We start from the raw sequence: 14,419 nt of genomic DNA, 5'->3' as shown, positions 1-14,419 counted from the left end.
CAATACTACAGCGCCAATTCCACGAGCAATTCGGACAAATGATGACACGGGGCGCTGGCTCGGCGCGATCCGAGACGGCGGATAACTCGCCCGGACGCCCAATATGGGTCCGCTCCCACCCGGGATCGACGCCGAGCAGTTGTCCGGTTCAACGCATGAGAGAATCGACCCGCGTCACACCCGCGGCGCACGGGGCACGGGGAGAAGCAGGTCGTGGAACTTCAGGACTATCTGGTCATTCTGCGCAAGCGCTGGATGTCCGTCGTGATCATCGCCGTGCTCGCCACCGCCGCTGCGGTCGCCGCGTCGTTGGCCATGACACCGGTCTACACCGCCTCGACTCAGCTCTTCGTGTCTGTCCAGGGCGGCGCGTCCTCTAGCGACCTCCTGCAGGGTGCGAACTTCACACGGCAGCAGGTCACGTCCTACACACAGCTCGTCTCGAGCCCTCGCGTCCTGGAGCCGGTCATCGACGACCTTGGGCTCGACACGCGCACGGATGCTCTGGCCGGGCGAGTGAGTGCCGAGTCGCCGCTGAACACCTCGCTCATCAACGTCGCCGTGACAGACGAGAACCCGGCGATCGCCGCGGCGGTGGCCAACGCAGTCGCTGTGCAGTTCAAGGACGTCATCGCGGACCTCGAGACCCCGAGCGGCGGCGGCGACTCCTCAGTCAAGGTGTCGATCGTGCGTGACGCGGCAGCGCCCGAAGCCCCCTCGTCGCCGAATCTCAAGCTGAACATCGCGCTCGGTCTGCTGGTCGGTCTTGCCGTCGGCGTCGGTACTGCAATCCTCCGCGAGGTTCTCGACACTCGGGTCCGCTCCGACGCCGACGTTGCCCGCGTCACGGACACCTCAGTCATCGGGATCATCCCGAACGACGAGGACGCTCCACAGCACCCGCTAATCGTGCAGAGCAGCCCGCACAGCCAACGGTCCGAGGCCTTCCGCCGCCTTCGTACCAACCTGCAGTTCCTCGACATCGCCGACCGGCCGCAGTCGATCGTCATCACCTCGTCGCTCCCCGGCGAGGGCAAGTCGACGACCTCGATCAACGTGGCGATCACGCTGGCGGACGCCGGCACACGCGTCGCGCTCATCGACGCAGACCTGCGCCGCCCTTCCGTGGCCAAGTACATGGGCCTCGAAGGCAGCGTCGGGCTCACGACCGTGCTCATCGGTCGGGCAAGCGTCGAGGATGTCATCCAGCCATGGGGCAACGGGTTCCTGCACGTGCTGCCGGCCGGGCAGGTGCCGCCGAACCCGAGCGAGCTGCTCGGCTCTCTGGCCATGGCCAACCTGCTGGAGAAGCTGACGAAGCAGTACGACGTCGTCATCGTCGACACCGCTCCCCTGCTGCCCGTGACGGACGCCGCGATCCTGTCGAAGCTGACCGGAGGTGCGCTGCTCGTCGTCGGTGCGGACAAGTTGCACCGCAACCAGCTGGCGGAGTCCGTTGGCAACCTCGAGACAGTGGGCGCGCGCATCCTCGGCATCGTGGTGAACCGCCAGAAACGCAAGCAGGGCGAGCAGTACGCGTACTACGACTACACGCCGACGCCAGCCACCTCGGCGGACTCCGGCCGGACAAGCCGCAAGAAGCGCAAGAACCCGGTGACCGGCCGCGTTCCTCAGGTTTCCGAGCCGACCGGAGCAGTCTCAGGTCCCACAACCCTCTGGCCAGGCGACTCCCTGAGCGAGACACAGCTGAAGGACTTCCAGCGTCAGCAGGCACAGAACGCTCCGGCGCAGCACCAGCGCCCCGGCAGCTGACCGCACGGCGATCCGTCACGGTGGCCCCGGACTCACTGGTGTCCGGGGCCACCGGCATGTCCTCCACAGTGAGGACACGGCGTGGCCGCAGAGCGATACCCGGGGATCCGCCGACGGTGCCGGAGCATCGCATCGACTCGCGGGCCACGTGCATCCGCCCGCCGCGCTCTCAACGCTCGGCGAGGTCGCCATGGGGCTTCTGCGCCGCCGGAGGCTCGACCAGGCTCCGAACCGACGTGAGGAGCCGGAGGCCTACCCGCACCCGCCTGGGAAGAGGCTCAACCCTCAGGCGAGAGAGACCGCACGTACTGCTCCACACACACGAGAGCCCCGCACCATCCGGCGCGGGGCTCTCGTGTGAGGTGCTAGGCCATTCAGGCCGGAACGCCAGCCTGACGACGACGGGCGACGACGACGCCACCGGCGCCGACGAGGACCAGCGCACCGGCACCCAGGGCGATCGGCAGCGCGTTCGAACCGGTCGAGCTCAGGCTGCCCGCGGCACCCGCAGCGGCCGCGACGGCGACCGTCTGGGTGCTCAGGACGGCGCCCGAGGCCGTGTCCGTGGCGACCACGGTGAACGTGCCGGCCTGGCTCAGCGTGACGGTGAAGACCGCGGTGCCCGAGGCGTTGGTGACCTTGGTGAGCGACTTGGTGCCGGCGATGGTGATGGACGAGTCCGGCAGCGAGGCCGGGTTGCTCGTGACGGTCAGCGTGACGTTGGCACCGGCAGGGCCGGTGACGGTCACGGTGAAGCTCTCACCGGCGGCGGGCGTGGCGTCGGAGACGGTGCCCTTGTTGGAGAAGTCACCGGCGCCGTAGGAGAAGGCAGCGGACGGAACGAGCGCGAGTGCCACGGCAGCAACAGCGACCAGAGCGGTGCGACGAATCTTCATGTGGGTGTCCCCCCGGACGGTCGTGTTACAGGAGTGGCTTGAGTTGAGTACCGAGGCAACCGTACCTGCTACTTCTCACATGCGGAACCCGCGATTGCGTCACCCTTTTGGCGGGCAGTCGGCGTCGTGTGGATATGCACGTTTCCAGTCTGTTTCCGGCCGGTCACGATCTGCAGATCAAGCGTCCCACTCTCGCCCGGTTTGAGTGTAAATGTCCGAGCCGCTACCCCCAAGTCGTCGTGCACCTGGGCGTTCACACCCTGCGGCTCGGGTTTCACCCGCACCGATTCGATTCCACCACCAGCCGGTGCGTAGATCAGGACATTTGTCCGAATGTCCCCGAGGGGAACAATGTCGTCCAGACCCACCAGGTACGAGGGCAGCGCGGCTGCGTCCGCGGGGGCGTCGTAGGTCAGCGTGACCACGGCATCGACGATCTGCGAGCCGTCCGGACGGCACGTCGTCGCTTCCGCGTCGACGGTCAGGTCCAGGTAGTAGCCCACCTTCGCCTGGGTGCCGTCGTTGAGGTAGACCCCGATCACGGCGGAGTCGCCGTCGACCCCGCGGAGCGCTCCACCGAGCACCGTGGGCGCCAGCTGGGTCTGCTCGTCCTCGTCGGCGGACCACACCATGAGCCGGCCCTGGCGTGCAGCCTCGGCCAGCGCGTCCATCACCGCAGGCGCGTCACCCTGGCCCCCCACCACAGCGGCGAAGACCGAGCGCGAGGTGTCCGAGAAGTAGGCGTCCTGCTGCCGAGGGTCTTCGATCTCCAGGTAGACCTGGTTGAGCAGGCGCTGCGCCGCGTCACTGGCCGAGAGTGACGACCCGTCCGAGAGCGTCACGGGCCCGGTCGCCTCGAGGACCAGCCCGAGAGCGACCGGATCCATCGAGAGCACGCCGTCGATCGTGCCGCCCACCTTCTGCTCCCAGATCGCCTTGGCCAGCGCCCCGGTCCGCGGGAAGTCCGGGGTGAACGTGACGTCGCGCATGTCGGTGCCGAGCAGGGGGCCGAAGAGCGCGTTCTCAGCGTCGGTCAGGGGCAGCGCAGGCTCCGACAGTCCGCTAAGGGATCCACCGGACCGCTCCTCGACCACGGTCACCGCCCCAGCGTCCGCGTGCAGGTGCATCACCGAGCCCGGGATGCCGCCAGTCGCACGCTGCTCCGCGTTGTTCTGCACGAGCACCAGGTAGTCGCGCGGCCCGTCGGCGCCCATCATTGCGGGCACCAGCAGCGCGGCCCGGGCCGCTGTGGCGGTGGTCACCGCGACGTCGGCCACCTGGTCGCGAAGGGTGTCGACGGGCTCGGCGACCATGCCGATCAGCGCCGAGGTGTCGAGTTCCTCGAGCTGCTGCGCGGTGATCTGCACGGAGTCGTCGGCGGCGACGATCGCCGGTGCGGCCTCCTGGAGGGGCGCCAGGTTCACGCGCCCACCGACGGGCGCCAGCGCCGCCGGGTCGACGATCGTCGTAGCCTGCATGAGCGACGGCAGGGCGCTCTGCGCGAGGTCGTCGACCGCGCCCGCGACGGTCTGCACGGCCCGCACGTTCGGACCCGCCCAGGGCAGGGAGCCGGCGAGGGTCCAGACGGGTCCCGTGGTCGAACGGGCGGCCGTCGACGAGTGTGCCTGCAGCTGCACCAGGGTCCTGTCGGCCGCCTCCGAGTCGCCCGCTCGCACCTGCTCCTGGAGCTCCTGCACGTCGGCGCGCGCGGCCTCGAGGGCGTCGGCGGCGCGCAGCGCGTCGGTCACCAGCCAGACACCCAGGCCGACGACGACCAGCAGCGCGAGGCCGCACCCGATGAGCACCCGTTTGAGCACGCGACGACGGCGAGCGCGGACGTACGAGGAGCGCCGGCGCCGGACCGTCTCCGGGTGCTGCGGCGCCTCCGGGACCGGCTGCCCGTTCCAGCCGTCCCCCCAGCCCGGGTGCGTCACGACGTCTCTCTCCCCCTGGACACGCCGCCGCCCGGCTCGGGCGACCGCGGTCGGAATGGTACCGGCGTGTCCTGGGTGGTCCCCCTGTCGGGGGTGAGATGTGTGCGCCGATCGGGTCACTCGATGCCAGGATCCGCGGGCCGGTCCCCCAAGATGGTGCCCGTGACCCCCTCTGACCTGGCCGAGCCCCTGCGCGTCCTCGTCGTCTGCACCGGCAACATCTGCCGGTCGCCGGCGGCGGAGCGCCTGCTGGCCGCCGGGCTCGGCGCGGCCTACCGCGGGCGGGACGCCGCCGGCGGGCTGGCTCCGGCGATCGAGGTGGGCTCGGCGGGCACGGGCGCGATGGTCGGTCACCCGATGACCGACGAGATCGCGGCGCTCGTGGCGGCGCAGGGCGTCGACCCCCGCAACTTCGAGGCGCGGCAGCTGGTGGCCGGCATGGTGCAGCAGGCCGACCTGGTGCTCGCGCTGACCCGCCGGCACCGGTCCGCCATCGTCGAGCTGGCCCCCGCCGCCGTGCGCCGCACGTTCACGCTGCGGGAACTGGCACGGCTGGCCACCGACGTGGACCCCGCCACGCTCCCCGGCTCCAACGCCACGACGGCCGACCGCCTGCGGGCGCTCATCCCGGTCGCCGCGGCCCGCCGTGGGCTTGCGGCGCACCGACCGGCCGACGACGACGTGGTCGACCCCTACCGCGGTGACGCGGCCCTGTACGAGAAGTCCTTCGGGCAGCTGCTGCCCGCCGTCGAGACGATCGTCGCGGCCGTCCGGCGCTGAGCGGACGACGAGGGGCCGGGTCCGTCGCGGACCCGGCCCCTCGTGCGTGAGCTGTCAGATGCCGAACGCAGCCTTGATCGGGCCGATGAGGAAGTAGGCGACGAACATCGCCGAGGCCACCCACATGAACGGGTGGATCTCCCGCACCTTGCCGACGGCCAGCTTGATCACCACGAACGTGATGATGCCCGCGCCGATGCCCGCCGTGATCGAGTACGAGAACGGCATGATGATGATGGTGAGGAACGCCGGGATGGCGACCTCCCAGTTGCGCCAGTTGATGCCGGCGATCTGGGTGACCATGAGGAAGCCGACGACGACGAGCGCCGGGGTGGCCGCCTCGAACGGGACCAGCGCCACCAGCGGCGCCAGGAACGTGGCCAGCAGGAACGCGATGCCCGTGACGACCGCCGCCAGCCCGGTGCGCGCACCGTCGCCGACGCCCGACGCGGACTCGATGTAGCTGGTGTTGGACGAGACGCTGCCCGCACCACCGGCCGCCGCCGCGATCGAGTCGACGATGAGGATCTGCTTGGTCTTCGGCGGGTTGCCGTCCTTGTCGAGCAGGCCGGCCTCGCCACCGACGGCGACCATGGTGCCCATGGTGTCGAAGAAGTCGGCGAGGAGCAGCGAGAACACCAGCAGGATGACCGCGACCAGGCCGATGGACTCGATGGAGCCGAACAACGAGAACTGGCCGACCAGCGAGAAGTCCGGCGCCGCGACGATGCCGCCCTCGGGCCAGTGCGGGACCTCGAGCGACCAGCCGGCGGGGTTGACCACGGCACCGGTCTCGTCGGTCTTGCTCCCGATGTTGCCGATCAGCTCGATGAAGAACGCCAGCACGCTCGCCGAGACGATCGAGATGAGGATGGCGCCCCGGACCTTGCGGACCATGAGGATGATGGCGAGCAGCAGCCCGAACACGAACACCAGGAGCGGCCAGCTGGCCAGCGAGCCGGCGATGCCGAGCTCCACCGGGGTGGCCATGCTGGCGGGGATCCGCACGAAGCCGGCGTCGACCAGACCGATGAAGGCGATGAACAGGCCGATGCCGACGCTGATGGCGGTCTTCAGCTCGAGCGGGACCGCGCGGAAGACGGCCTCGCGGAAGCCGGTGAGCACCAGGACCAGGATGATCAGGCCCTCGAGAACCACCAGGCCCATCGCGTCCTGCCAGGACATGCCCGGCAGCGAGGCGATGGAGTAGGCGACGACGGCGTTCAGGCCGAGCCCGGCCGCGAGCGCCAGCGGGAAGTTGGCGACGACGCCCATGAGGATGGACATCACGCCGGCGACCAGCGCGGTCGTCGCCGCGACGGCTGCCAGGTTCGGGGCGTCGCCGCCACCGAGGAACAGGCCGTCCCCGGACTGGACGGTCCCGATGATCAGCGGGTTGAGCACGATGATGTAGCACATCGTGAAGAAGGTGACGAGACCACCACGGATCTCGGTACCGATGGTCGAACCGCGCTCGGTGATCTTGAAGTAGCGGTCGACGGCGTTCGTCGGGGGCGCAGGACGCTCTGTCTGCGTGGAGGGGGTCGAAGACATGCGCGCAGTGTGGCAGAACTGTGTGACCCCGATGTTGCGGGATCAGCCCAGGAACACCTGCGCGCAGAGCTGACCCTTCGGGCTCGCGGTACAGGCGACACCGATCTGCGTGTACGTCGGGTTGAGGATGTTCGCGCGGTGCCCGTCGGACCCCATCCAGCCCGCGACCACGGCCAGCGGCGTCGGGTAGCCGAGGGCCAGGTTCTCCCCGACCGCGCGCGCGGCGCACGCCTCCAGGACGGGCTCCAGCGGGTCGTGCTCGAACCGGTCCTCGGCCACCAGGAGGGCGGTGCGCGCCGCAGCCTGCTCCGTCCCGCAGGCGGAGACCGCCAAGGGCGCGAGCCCGACGGCGGCACGCTCGGCGTTGGTGCGCGTGACGATCTCGTCGCTCACGGTCGGGACGGGCGGCTGGGCGGGCGCGACCGGCGCGACGGGTGCCGCGGACGTCGCCGGGGCGGTCGGGGCGACCGAGGCGCTCGGCGGGACCGCGGCCGGCGGTGCGCTCGTCGCGGGCGCTGTCGCGGTCGGCGACGTGCTCGCCGGGGCCCGTACGCCCGACCGCGTGGCCGGGTCGTCGTCCCGCAGCGTCAGGAGCGCCGCGAAGTCGCCCGGCTGGATCGGGTCCGGGGCCGAGCTCAATGCGATCGGAGTCGTCACCAGCGCGAGCGTGGACAGCAGGACCAGTGCCGACCGACGCGGCCATCGGCGGCCACCAGCACGACGTTCCCGCAGGTCCCGGCGGTGCCAGTGCTCACGCGGGACGGGCGTGAAGGGATGCACCCGAGGGACGTTATCGGCTTCCGGACAGAACGGACAGTCCGCACCGGGTGCTCACAGGACCAGGAGGGAGAACCTGCCTGCCCCGTAGCCCGCCACCTCGACGTCCAGGTCGGTGCGCCGCACGTACGCGAGCACCCAGGTGGCGACGTCGGCCGGCAGCGGGTGACGGGGCTCGTAGAGCGCGTCGAGCCGGACGTGAGGCGCGCCCTCGGCGTTGAACAGCGACGCCATGACGTTGAGCACCTCGCCCGCGTTCTCGGACAGTGCGGGCGGCAGGACGCTCTCCGTGATCGCGTCGGCGGCCACCCGCACGGGCACCAGCCCGAGCGCGGCACCCACGTACGCGGCGAGCGGCAGGTCGAGCAGGACGATCGCGGACATGGCGAGCCTGTTGTCCACGTAGACACCCACGAGGGTGCCGTCCCCGTCCTTCGGGTCGAGCATCGCTCCCCCGGTGGTCACCTGGACGTCGCGCCCGATGAGCCCCTCGACCAGCTCGCGGACGTCCTTCGCGGAGGGCAGCGGCGTCTGCGCGCTCATGCGAGCACCGGGTCGATGACCTCGCGGAACGCGTCCGGCGTGAACGGCTTCGCGATGAGGAACAGGGCACCTGCCGCCTCGGCCTGCGCGCGCATCTCCGGGGAGCCCTCGGACGTGACGAAGCCGAACGGGGTCCCGAACCCCTCCGCGCGCAGCCGGCGCAGAAGGTCGATGCCGTTCATGTTCGGCATGTTCCAGTCCGACAGGACGACGTCGGGCTCGTCGGCCCGGATGGCCTCCAGGGCCTCGGCGCCGTCGGCCGCCTCGCGGACGTCCCAGTCGTAGCCGGCCTGGCGCAGGGTGCGGATGACGATCTGCCGCATCACGCGGCTGTCGTCGGTGACGAGGACTCGGATCATGGGAGTCGGGTTCCTTCCGGGAGAGCGGGCTGGGCGAACGCCCACACGGCGACGACCAACGGGCGGCCGCGCCAGGACAGCGGGAGCTCCTGCACGAGCTGGGCACCGGGCACGGCCGGGGCGGCAGGCGCCACCTGCGGCAGGCCGAGGCTGCCCTGGAGGGGCAGGAGCGACTTCACGTTGCCGCCGACCACGTTGGCCACCTCGCCGAACGCGTCGACCAGGTCCAGCGACGAGACGACCTCGTCGTCGCCCATGCCGAGCAGCGCACGGGCGAGGTCGTCCGCGGTGGCGCCGGACGTGGTCAGCTCCGCGCGGCCCGGCCACGGGCCGTGCAGGTCCACCCACGCGACGACGCCGTCCTCGATCTCCGGCAGCTCGCCGGGCCACGGCTGCAGCAGGCCCACGTCGCCGTCGACCATCGCGGCGAAGACCTCCTGCGCGATGGCCAGGACCTGGTCGTGCTCGACGACGGTGCTCATGCGTGCTCCTCGACCGCGAGGAGCCCGAGCAGGTCGAGCTTCCCCCGGATGGCGTCAGGGGTGAACGGCTTGATCAGGTACTCGTGCGCGCCCGCGGCGAGGGCGCGCACGATCTGTCCCTGCTCGCTCTCGGTGGTGACCATCATCAGCGTGATGCTCCGCCACGCCGGGTTCGCGCGGACCTCCGAGACGAACGTGAGACCGTCCATCACGGGCATGTTCCAGTCGATGCAGGCGAGCTCGACCTGCAGCCCGTCCTCGAGCAGGTCGAGCGCCGCGCGGCCGTGCTCGGCCTCGTGCGTCTCGAAGCCGAGCGGGTGCAGGGCCCCGGACACGATGCGTCGCATCGTGCGCGAGTCGTCGATCACGAGCGCTCTCATCGGGGGGCTCCTCGGGTCAGCACGGAGGCGGGGACGACGGGGGTGGGGGCGGACCACGTCGCGGTCCGGGGCTGCGGGATGCTCGGCGGGTCGGGCACCGGGCGCAGCGGGCGGTAGATCGAGCCGGCGCCGGCGGGCATGCGGACCCAGTCGTCGTCCACGCCGATGGTGGTCTCGGCGGCGCCGAGCAGCAGCGCGCCGTCGGGACGGAGCACCTGCCGCAGGCGGCGCAGGATCGCGCGCTTGGTGGGCAGGTCGAAGTAGATGAGCACGTTGCGCAGGAACACCACGTCGAACGGACCGCCGGCCGGGGGCGCGTCGAGCAGGTTGTGCGCACGGAACGTCACGTGGGTGCGCAGCTGCGGGGCGACCTCCCACCCGGCACCCGCCCGGGCGAAGTGGCGGACGAGCATCGGCGCCGGCAGCCCCCGGTTGACCTCGAGCTGGCTGTAGTGGCCCTCCCGTGCGCGGGTGAGCACCTGCTCGGACAGGTCCGTCGCGAGGATGTCGAACGACGCGCTCGACGGCAGGCAGTCCGCGAGGGTCATCGCTATCGAGTACGGCTCCTGGCCGGTCGAGCACGCGGCGGACCACACCCGCAGGCGCGTGGCCGGCCCGCGGGTGGCGACCACGGCCGGCACGACGGTCGAGCGCAGCGCCCCGAACGGGGTGGAGTCCCGGAACCAGGACGTCTCGTTGGTGGTCAGCGCCTCGACCACGCGGACGAGGTCGGCCTCCCGGCCGCCGCCGCGGACGCGCCTCACGTAGGCGTCGACGTCGACGATCCCCTCCTCGCGCGCCAGCGGCAGCAGCCGGCTCTCCACGAGGTACTCCTTGCCGGGTGCCAGCTGGATCGCGCTGCGCCGCCGCACCAGGTCGGCGACGAAGGAGAAGGACTCCGGGGTCAGACCCATCGAGAGCTCCTCTCACCGGCGTGGGCCTCGGCGAGCACGCGCTCGATCGTCGGGGCCACCTCCATCAGCGGGAGGATGCGGTGGGCGAACCCCGCGGTCGCGACCGCACCGGGCATCCCCCACACGACGCTGGTCGCCTCGTCCTGCACCAGGACGGTCCCGCCCGCACCGACGACGTCCTCGCACCCGGTCCGGCCGTCCGCGCCCATGCCGGTGAGCACGACGGCGAGCAGGTCGCCGCCGAACACGCGCACCGCGGAGCGGAACAGGACGTCGACCGACGGGCGGCAGTAGTTCACCGGCGGTCCGTCCGTGAGCACCGTCCGCAGGACGTCGCCGCGACGGTGGAGCTCCAGGTGACGGTCACCGGGAGCGACGTGCACCGTGCCCGGACGCAGCTCCGTGCCGTCCTCTGCCTCCACCACGTGCGCGGGCCCGAGCCTGTCGAGCCGGGCGGCCAGCTGCCGGGTGAACACCGGGGGCATGTGCTGGACCACGAGCACCGGCACCGACGGCGGCGTCGTCAGCGCCGCGAGCAGCTTGGACAACGCCTCCGGACCACCCGTCGACGAGCCGACGACGACTGCGCGGACGGGGTGCGACGCCGGTTCCGGACGCACCGCGACGCGCGTCCGTGCGGGCGTCGGCAGCACCGCGGGACGCGCGGCAGTCGTCGTCCCCAGCGGGCCGCGGCTGCGGACCGGTCCCACCAGCGCCTTGATCTTGGGGATCAGGTTGTCGGCGACCTGCGCGAGCGACTCCTGGACGCTGCCGACGTTCGCCGGCTTGGTCACGTAGTCCTGGGCGCCCGCGACGAGGGCGTCGAGGGTGGCCGACGCGCCGCGCTCGGTGAGCGTGGAGAACATGACGATCGGCATCCGGTGCCCCGAGCGTCGCAGCGCGCGGACCGCCTCGATGCCGTCCATCTCCGGCATCTCGATGTCCATGGTGACCAGGTCCGGTGCCAGCTGGGCCACCTTGGACTGGGCCAGCTTCCCGTTGGCCGCGACCCCGACGACCTCGATCTCCGGGTCCCTCGACAGCGCGTCGGTGACGAGTCGGCGGACGACGACCGAGTCGTCGACCACCAGCACGCGGATCCTCGTCACGGTTCCTCCTGGGTCGGCCACCGGGGTTCCGGTGTCGTGCTGCCTATCGGCGCGGGTGCGGGCGTTGTGAGCGGGTCAGAAGGTGAACGCGGACACCCTGTCCCGCAGGCGGTGCGACAGGACCGCGAGCTCGTCGACCTGTCCGCCGACCTCCACGAGCACGTCGGTGCTGCTCTGGGCCGCGGACGCCACACCCGTGATGTTCGCGGCGATCTCTCCGGACCCGGTCGCTGCCTCGGCCACACCGCGCGACATCTCGTTCGTCGTCGCCGTCTGCTCCTCGACCGCGGACGCGATGGTCAGCTGGAAGTCGTTGATGGACGTGACGATGGCGCTGATCTCCGCGATCGCAGACACCGCCCCGGCGGTCTCCAGCTGGATGGCTTCCACCCGGCGCGCGATGTCCTCGGTGGCGCGGGCCGTCTCCGAAGCGAGCTCCTTGACCTCCCCCGCGACGACGGCGAACCCCTTGCCCGCCGCCCCGGCGCGCGCGGCCTCGATGGTGGCGTTGAGGGCCAGCAGATTGGTCTGCGCGGCGATGGTGGTGATCGTCTTGACCACGTTGCCGATCTGCTGACTGGACTCCCCGAGCCGGGCGACCTGCTGGTTGGTGGCCTCGGCCACGCCGGTCGCCTTGTGCGCCACCTTGGCGGCCTCCGTCGCGTTCTGCGCGATCTCCCGGATGGAGGCACCCATCTGCTCGGCGCCCGCCGCCACCGCCTGGACGTTGCGGCTGACCTGCTCCGCCGCCGAGGCGACGACCCCGGCCTGCGCGCTGGTCTCCTGCGCCGCTCCCGCCACACGCCCGTTGGACTCGGTGAGCTGCTCGGCGGAGGCCGCGACACCGGCCGCGGTCTCGACGACGCCCGCGAGCGTGGCCCGCAGCGACGTCTGGGCGCGGGTGAGCGAGGCGGCCATCCGGCCGGTCTCGTCGCCCGACTCGACGGGTGAGACTACCGTGAGGTCGCCGTCCGCCATGGCGTCGAGCGACGCCTGGACGCTCCGGACGGCGCGCGTGATCCGCCGGGTGACCGCCGCGGCGAGCGCCCCGGAGCACAAGGCACCGAGCACGAACGCGATCGCGAGCAGCAGGATCGTCCGGTCGACCTCGGCCTGGCCGGCGGCGAGGATCTCGTCGACCTGCGCGTCGACCTGGCCCTGCGCGAGCGCGAGCGGGCGACCGGCGGCGTCGGGGTCGGCGGCCGCGCTCGCCCGGATCGCCGCGGCGAGACCGACCTGGTCACCGGCCTGCACGAACGGCACGAGGGTGGCGTCCCGGTACTCGACCCAGGCGTCCCAGCGGGCGACGAAGTCGGACCACTGCGCGGTCTCGGCCTGCGGGAACTCCTCGATCACGGCGATCTGCCGCGCGACGTCGCCGTCCACCCAGGCCGACGACGTGAGCAGCTGGGTGCGGACCGCGGGGTCGGCCGCCTCGACCGCCCGGTGCACCAGCAGGTGGCTGCGCGCCTGCGCGGTCCGCAGCTCCGCCATCGCGGACTGCAGCCGGCCGGTGAGCGCGGACATGTCCTGCAGGTGCTCGCCCGCGCGGTAGAGAGCGACCGCACCGGCGCCGCCGACCAGACCGAACATGGTGCCCAGCACCACCAGGGCCGTCGCGATCTTGGCGCCGATGGGCCGGTCCCAGAACCAGCGGGCGCGCGTACGGGTCGTCGTCACTTGGATCCTCCAGCGGGCGGGGTGCCCAGCTCGTCCTGCGAGTAGTAGCCGCCGTCCACGAGGACCTCGCGGTAGTTGTCGAGCGTGACCAGCTGCGGGGCCAGCAGGTACGACGGGACCACCTGCACGCCGTTGTCGTACGAGGTCGTGTCGTTCACCTCGGGCTCGTCGCCGGCCAGCAGCGCGCGCACCATCTGCACGGCCACCTCGGCCAGCTGCTGGGTGTCCTTGTAGACGGTCGAGTACTGCTCGCCCGCGACGATCGAGCGCACCGACGCCAGCTCGGCGTCCTGGCCCGGGACCACCGGCAGAGCCGGTCCGTCCCCGCCATAGCCGAGCCCCGAGCGCACCGCGTCCAGCACCGCGATCGCGATGCCGTCGTTGGGGGCCAGGATCCCGTCGAGGTGCAGGCCCGCCAGGTACGGACCGGTCAGCGTCTGCAGGCGTGCCGCTGCGGTCTCACCCTTCCAGCCGGGCGTCCCCACGGTGGCGAAGTCGGTCTGGCCCGAGGGCACGACGAGCACGCCGGAGTCGAGGTACGGCTGCAGCACCGACATGGCGCCCTGGTAGAAGACCGTGGCGTTGTTGTCGTCGGGCGAACCGGCGAAGATCTCGACGGCCCACGGACCGGGGGCCGCCGTCCGGGCACCCGACGCGTCGATCGCGCCGAGGCCGGTGAGCAGCGCGTTCGCCTGCAGGACGCCGACGCTCCAGTTGTCGAACGACGCGTAGTAGCCGACGTCCGGGCTGTCCCGGATGAGGCGGTCGTAGGACAGGATCGCGATCCCGGCCGACGCCGCCTGCGACAGCACCCCGCGGAGCTTGCTGCCGTCGACGGCACCGACCACCAGGGCATCCGCCCCGGCGTCGATCATCGCGGTGAGCTGCGCGATCTGGGTGTCCACGCTGTCGTCGGCGTACTGCAGGGAGACGTCGTAGCCGAGAGAGGTGAACTGCGCCTCCAGGTTCTCGCCGTCACCGATCCAGCGCTCCTGCACCGTGGTGGGCATCGCGACCCCGACCAGCTGGGTCTCGTCGTCGGCACCGGGTCCGGCGCAGCCGGTCGCGAGGAGGCCGACCGCCACGAGGGCGGCCGCGGCGCGCTTCATCGAGGCGCCCATCAGAACTGGAACGCCGAGACGCGGGTGCGCAGGTCGGTGGACAGCCGGGCGAGCTCGCCCACGGCCTGACCCATCTGACCGAGCACCTCCGAGGACGACGCCGCCGAGGACGCGACC

General features: G+C 71.5%; 14 protein-coding genes. 2 read left to right on the top strand and 12 right to left on the bottom strand.

Annotated elements, in window-relative coordinates; genetic code table 11:
* The first annotated feature begins 213 nt into the window (after window positions 1-213).
* Entirely contained in the window at window positions 214-1,773 is a 1,560-nt protein-coding gene (locus ASD18_RS17640) for a polysaccharide biosynthesis tyrosine autokinase (RefSeq protein WP_056095339.1), read from the top strand.
* Between the two features lie 374 nt (window positions 1,774-2,147).
* Here the strand turns inward: ASD18_RS17640 and ASD18_RS17635 are convergent, their stop codons facing one another.
* Window positions 2,148-2,669 (bottom strand): peptidase, encoded by a 522-nt coding sequence (locus tag ASD18_RS17635; RefSeq protein ID WP_082574214.1) that lies wholly within the window; start codon window positions 2,667-2,669, stop codon window positions 2,148-2,150.
* A gap of 68 nt (window positions 2,670-2,737) precedes the next feature.
* On the bottom strand, window positions 2,738-4,603 hold the full coding sequence (locus tag ASD18_RS17630) for a DUF4012 domain-containing protein (protein ID WP_056095333.1): 1,866 nt from the start codon (window positions 4,601-4,603) through the stop codon (window positions 2,738-2,740).
* 153 nt (window positions 4,604-4,756) lie between these two features.
* Between ASD18_RS17630 and ASD18_RS17625 the strand changes: the two genes are divergently transcribed.
* Complete coding sequence (locus ASD18_RS17625) at window positions 4,757-5,383, top strand: protein-tyrosine-phosphatase (protein WP_056095329.1); 627 nt, start codon at window positions 4,757-4,759, stop codon at window positions 5,381-5,383.
* Between the two features lie 54 nt (window positions 5,384-5,437).
* On the opposite strand, the gene ASD18_RS17620 is transcribed toward ASD18_RS17625, so the two are convergent.
* The 10 genes from ASD18_RS17620 to ASD18_RS17575 form a co-directional block, all read right to left on the bottom strand.
* On the bottom strand, window positions 5,438-6,937 hold the full coding sequence (locus ASD18_RS17620) for an NCS2 family permease (protein WP_056095326.1): 1,500 nt from the start codon (window positions 6,935-6,937) through the stop codon (window positions 5,438-5,440).
* Window positions 6,938-6,979: 42 nt separating this feature from the next.
* The gene (locus ASD18_RS17615; protein WP_162251762.1) at window positions 6,980-7,594 is read right to left on the bottom strand and encodes a CAP domain-containing protein; all 615 of its coding nucleotides are present in this window, start codon (window positions 7,592-7,594) and stop codon (window positions 6,980-6,982) included.
* 174 nt (window positions 7,595-7,768) lie between these two features.
* The gene (locus ASD18_RS17610) at window positions 7,769-8,257 is read right to left on the bottom strand and encodes a hypothetical protein (protein WP_056095321.1); all 489 of its coding nucleotides are present in this window, start codon (window positions 8,255-8,257) and stop codon (window positions 7,769-7,771) included.
* Window positions 8,254-8,616, bottom strand: coding sequence for a response regulator (locus ASD18_RS17605; RefSeq protein WP_082574212.1), 363 nt, complete (start codon window positions 8,614-8,616; stop codon window positions 8,254-8,256). Before ASD18_RS17605 ends, ASD18_RS17610 begins: the two co-directional genes overlap by 4 nt.
* Window positions 8,613-9,098: a chemotaxis protein CheX gene (locus ASD18_RS17600; RefSeq protein WP_056095318.1), complete on the bottom strand. Its 486-nt coding sequence runs from the start codon at window positions 9,096-9,098 to the stop codon at window positions 8,613-8,615. The genes ASD18_RS17605 and ASD18_RS17600 overlap by 4 nt, the downstream gene beginning before the upstream one ends.
* The gene (locus ASD18_RS17595; protein ID WP_056095316.1) at window positions 9,095-9,478 is read right to left on the bottom strand and encodes a response regulator; all 384 of its coding nucleotides are present in this window, start codon (window positions 9,476-9,478) and stop codon (window positions 9,095-9,097) included. The genes ASD18_RS17600 and ASD18_RS17595 overlap by 4 nt, the downstream gene beginning before the upstream one ends.
* A complete protein-coding gene (locus ASD18_RS17590; RefSeq protein ID WP_056095313.1) occupies window positions 9,475-10,392 on the bottom strand; it encodes a protein-glutamate O-methyltransferase CheR in 918 nt (305 codons plus the stop codon). Before ASD18_RS17590 ends, ASD18_RS17595 begins: the two co-directional genes overlap by 4 nt.
* The gene (locus tag ASD18_RS17585) at window positions 10,383-11,501 is read right to left on the bottom strand and encodes a chemotaxis response regulator protein-glutamate methylesterase (RefSeq protein WP_056095311.1); all 1,119 of its coding nucleotides are present in this window, start codon (window positions 11,499-11,501) and stop codon (window positions 10,383-10,385) included. Before ASD18_RS17585 ends, ASD18_RS17590 begins: the two co-directional genes overlap by 10 nt.
* A gap of 75 nt (window positions 11,502-11,576) precedes the next feature.
* Window positions 11,577-13,181 (bottom strand): methyl-accepting chemotaxis protein, encoded by a 1,605-nt coding sequence (locus ASD18_RS17580; RefSeq protein ID WP_056095308.1) that lies wholly within the window; start codon window positions 13,179-13,181, stop codon window positions 11,577-11,579.
* On the bottom strand, window positions 13,178-14,290 hold the full coding sequence (locus ASD18_RS17575) for a sugar-binding protein (protein ID WP_056096412.1): 1,113 nt from the start codon (window positions 14,288-14,290) through the stop codon (window positions 13,178-13,180). Before ASD18_RS17575 ends, ASD18_RS17580 begins: the two co-directional genes overlap by 4 nt.
* Between the last annotated feature and the right edge of the window lie 129 nt (window positions 14,291-14,419).

Source organism: Cellulomonas sp. Root137, from assembly GCF_001426725.1.
GTDB lineage: Bacteria > Actinomycetota > Actinomycetes > Actinomycetales > Cellulomonadaceae > Cellulomonas.
This window is presented reverse-complemented; position numbering and strand designations above follow the sequence as displayed.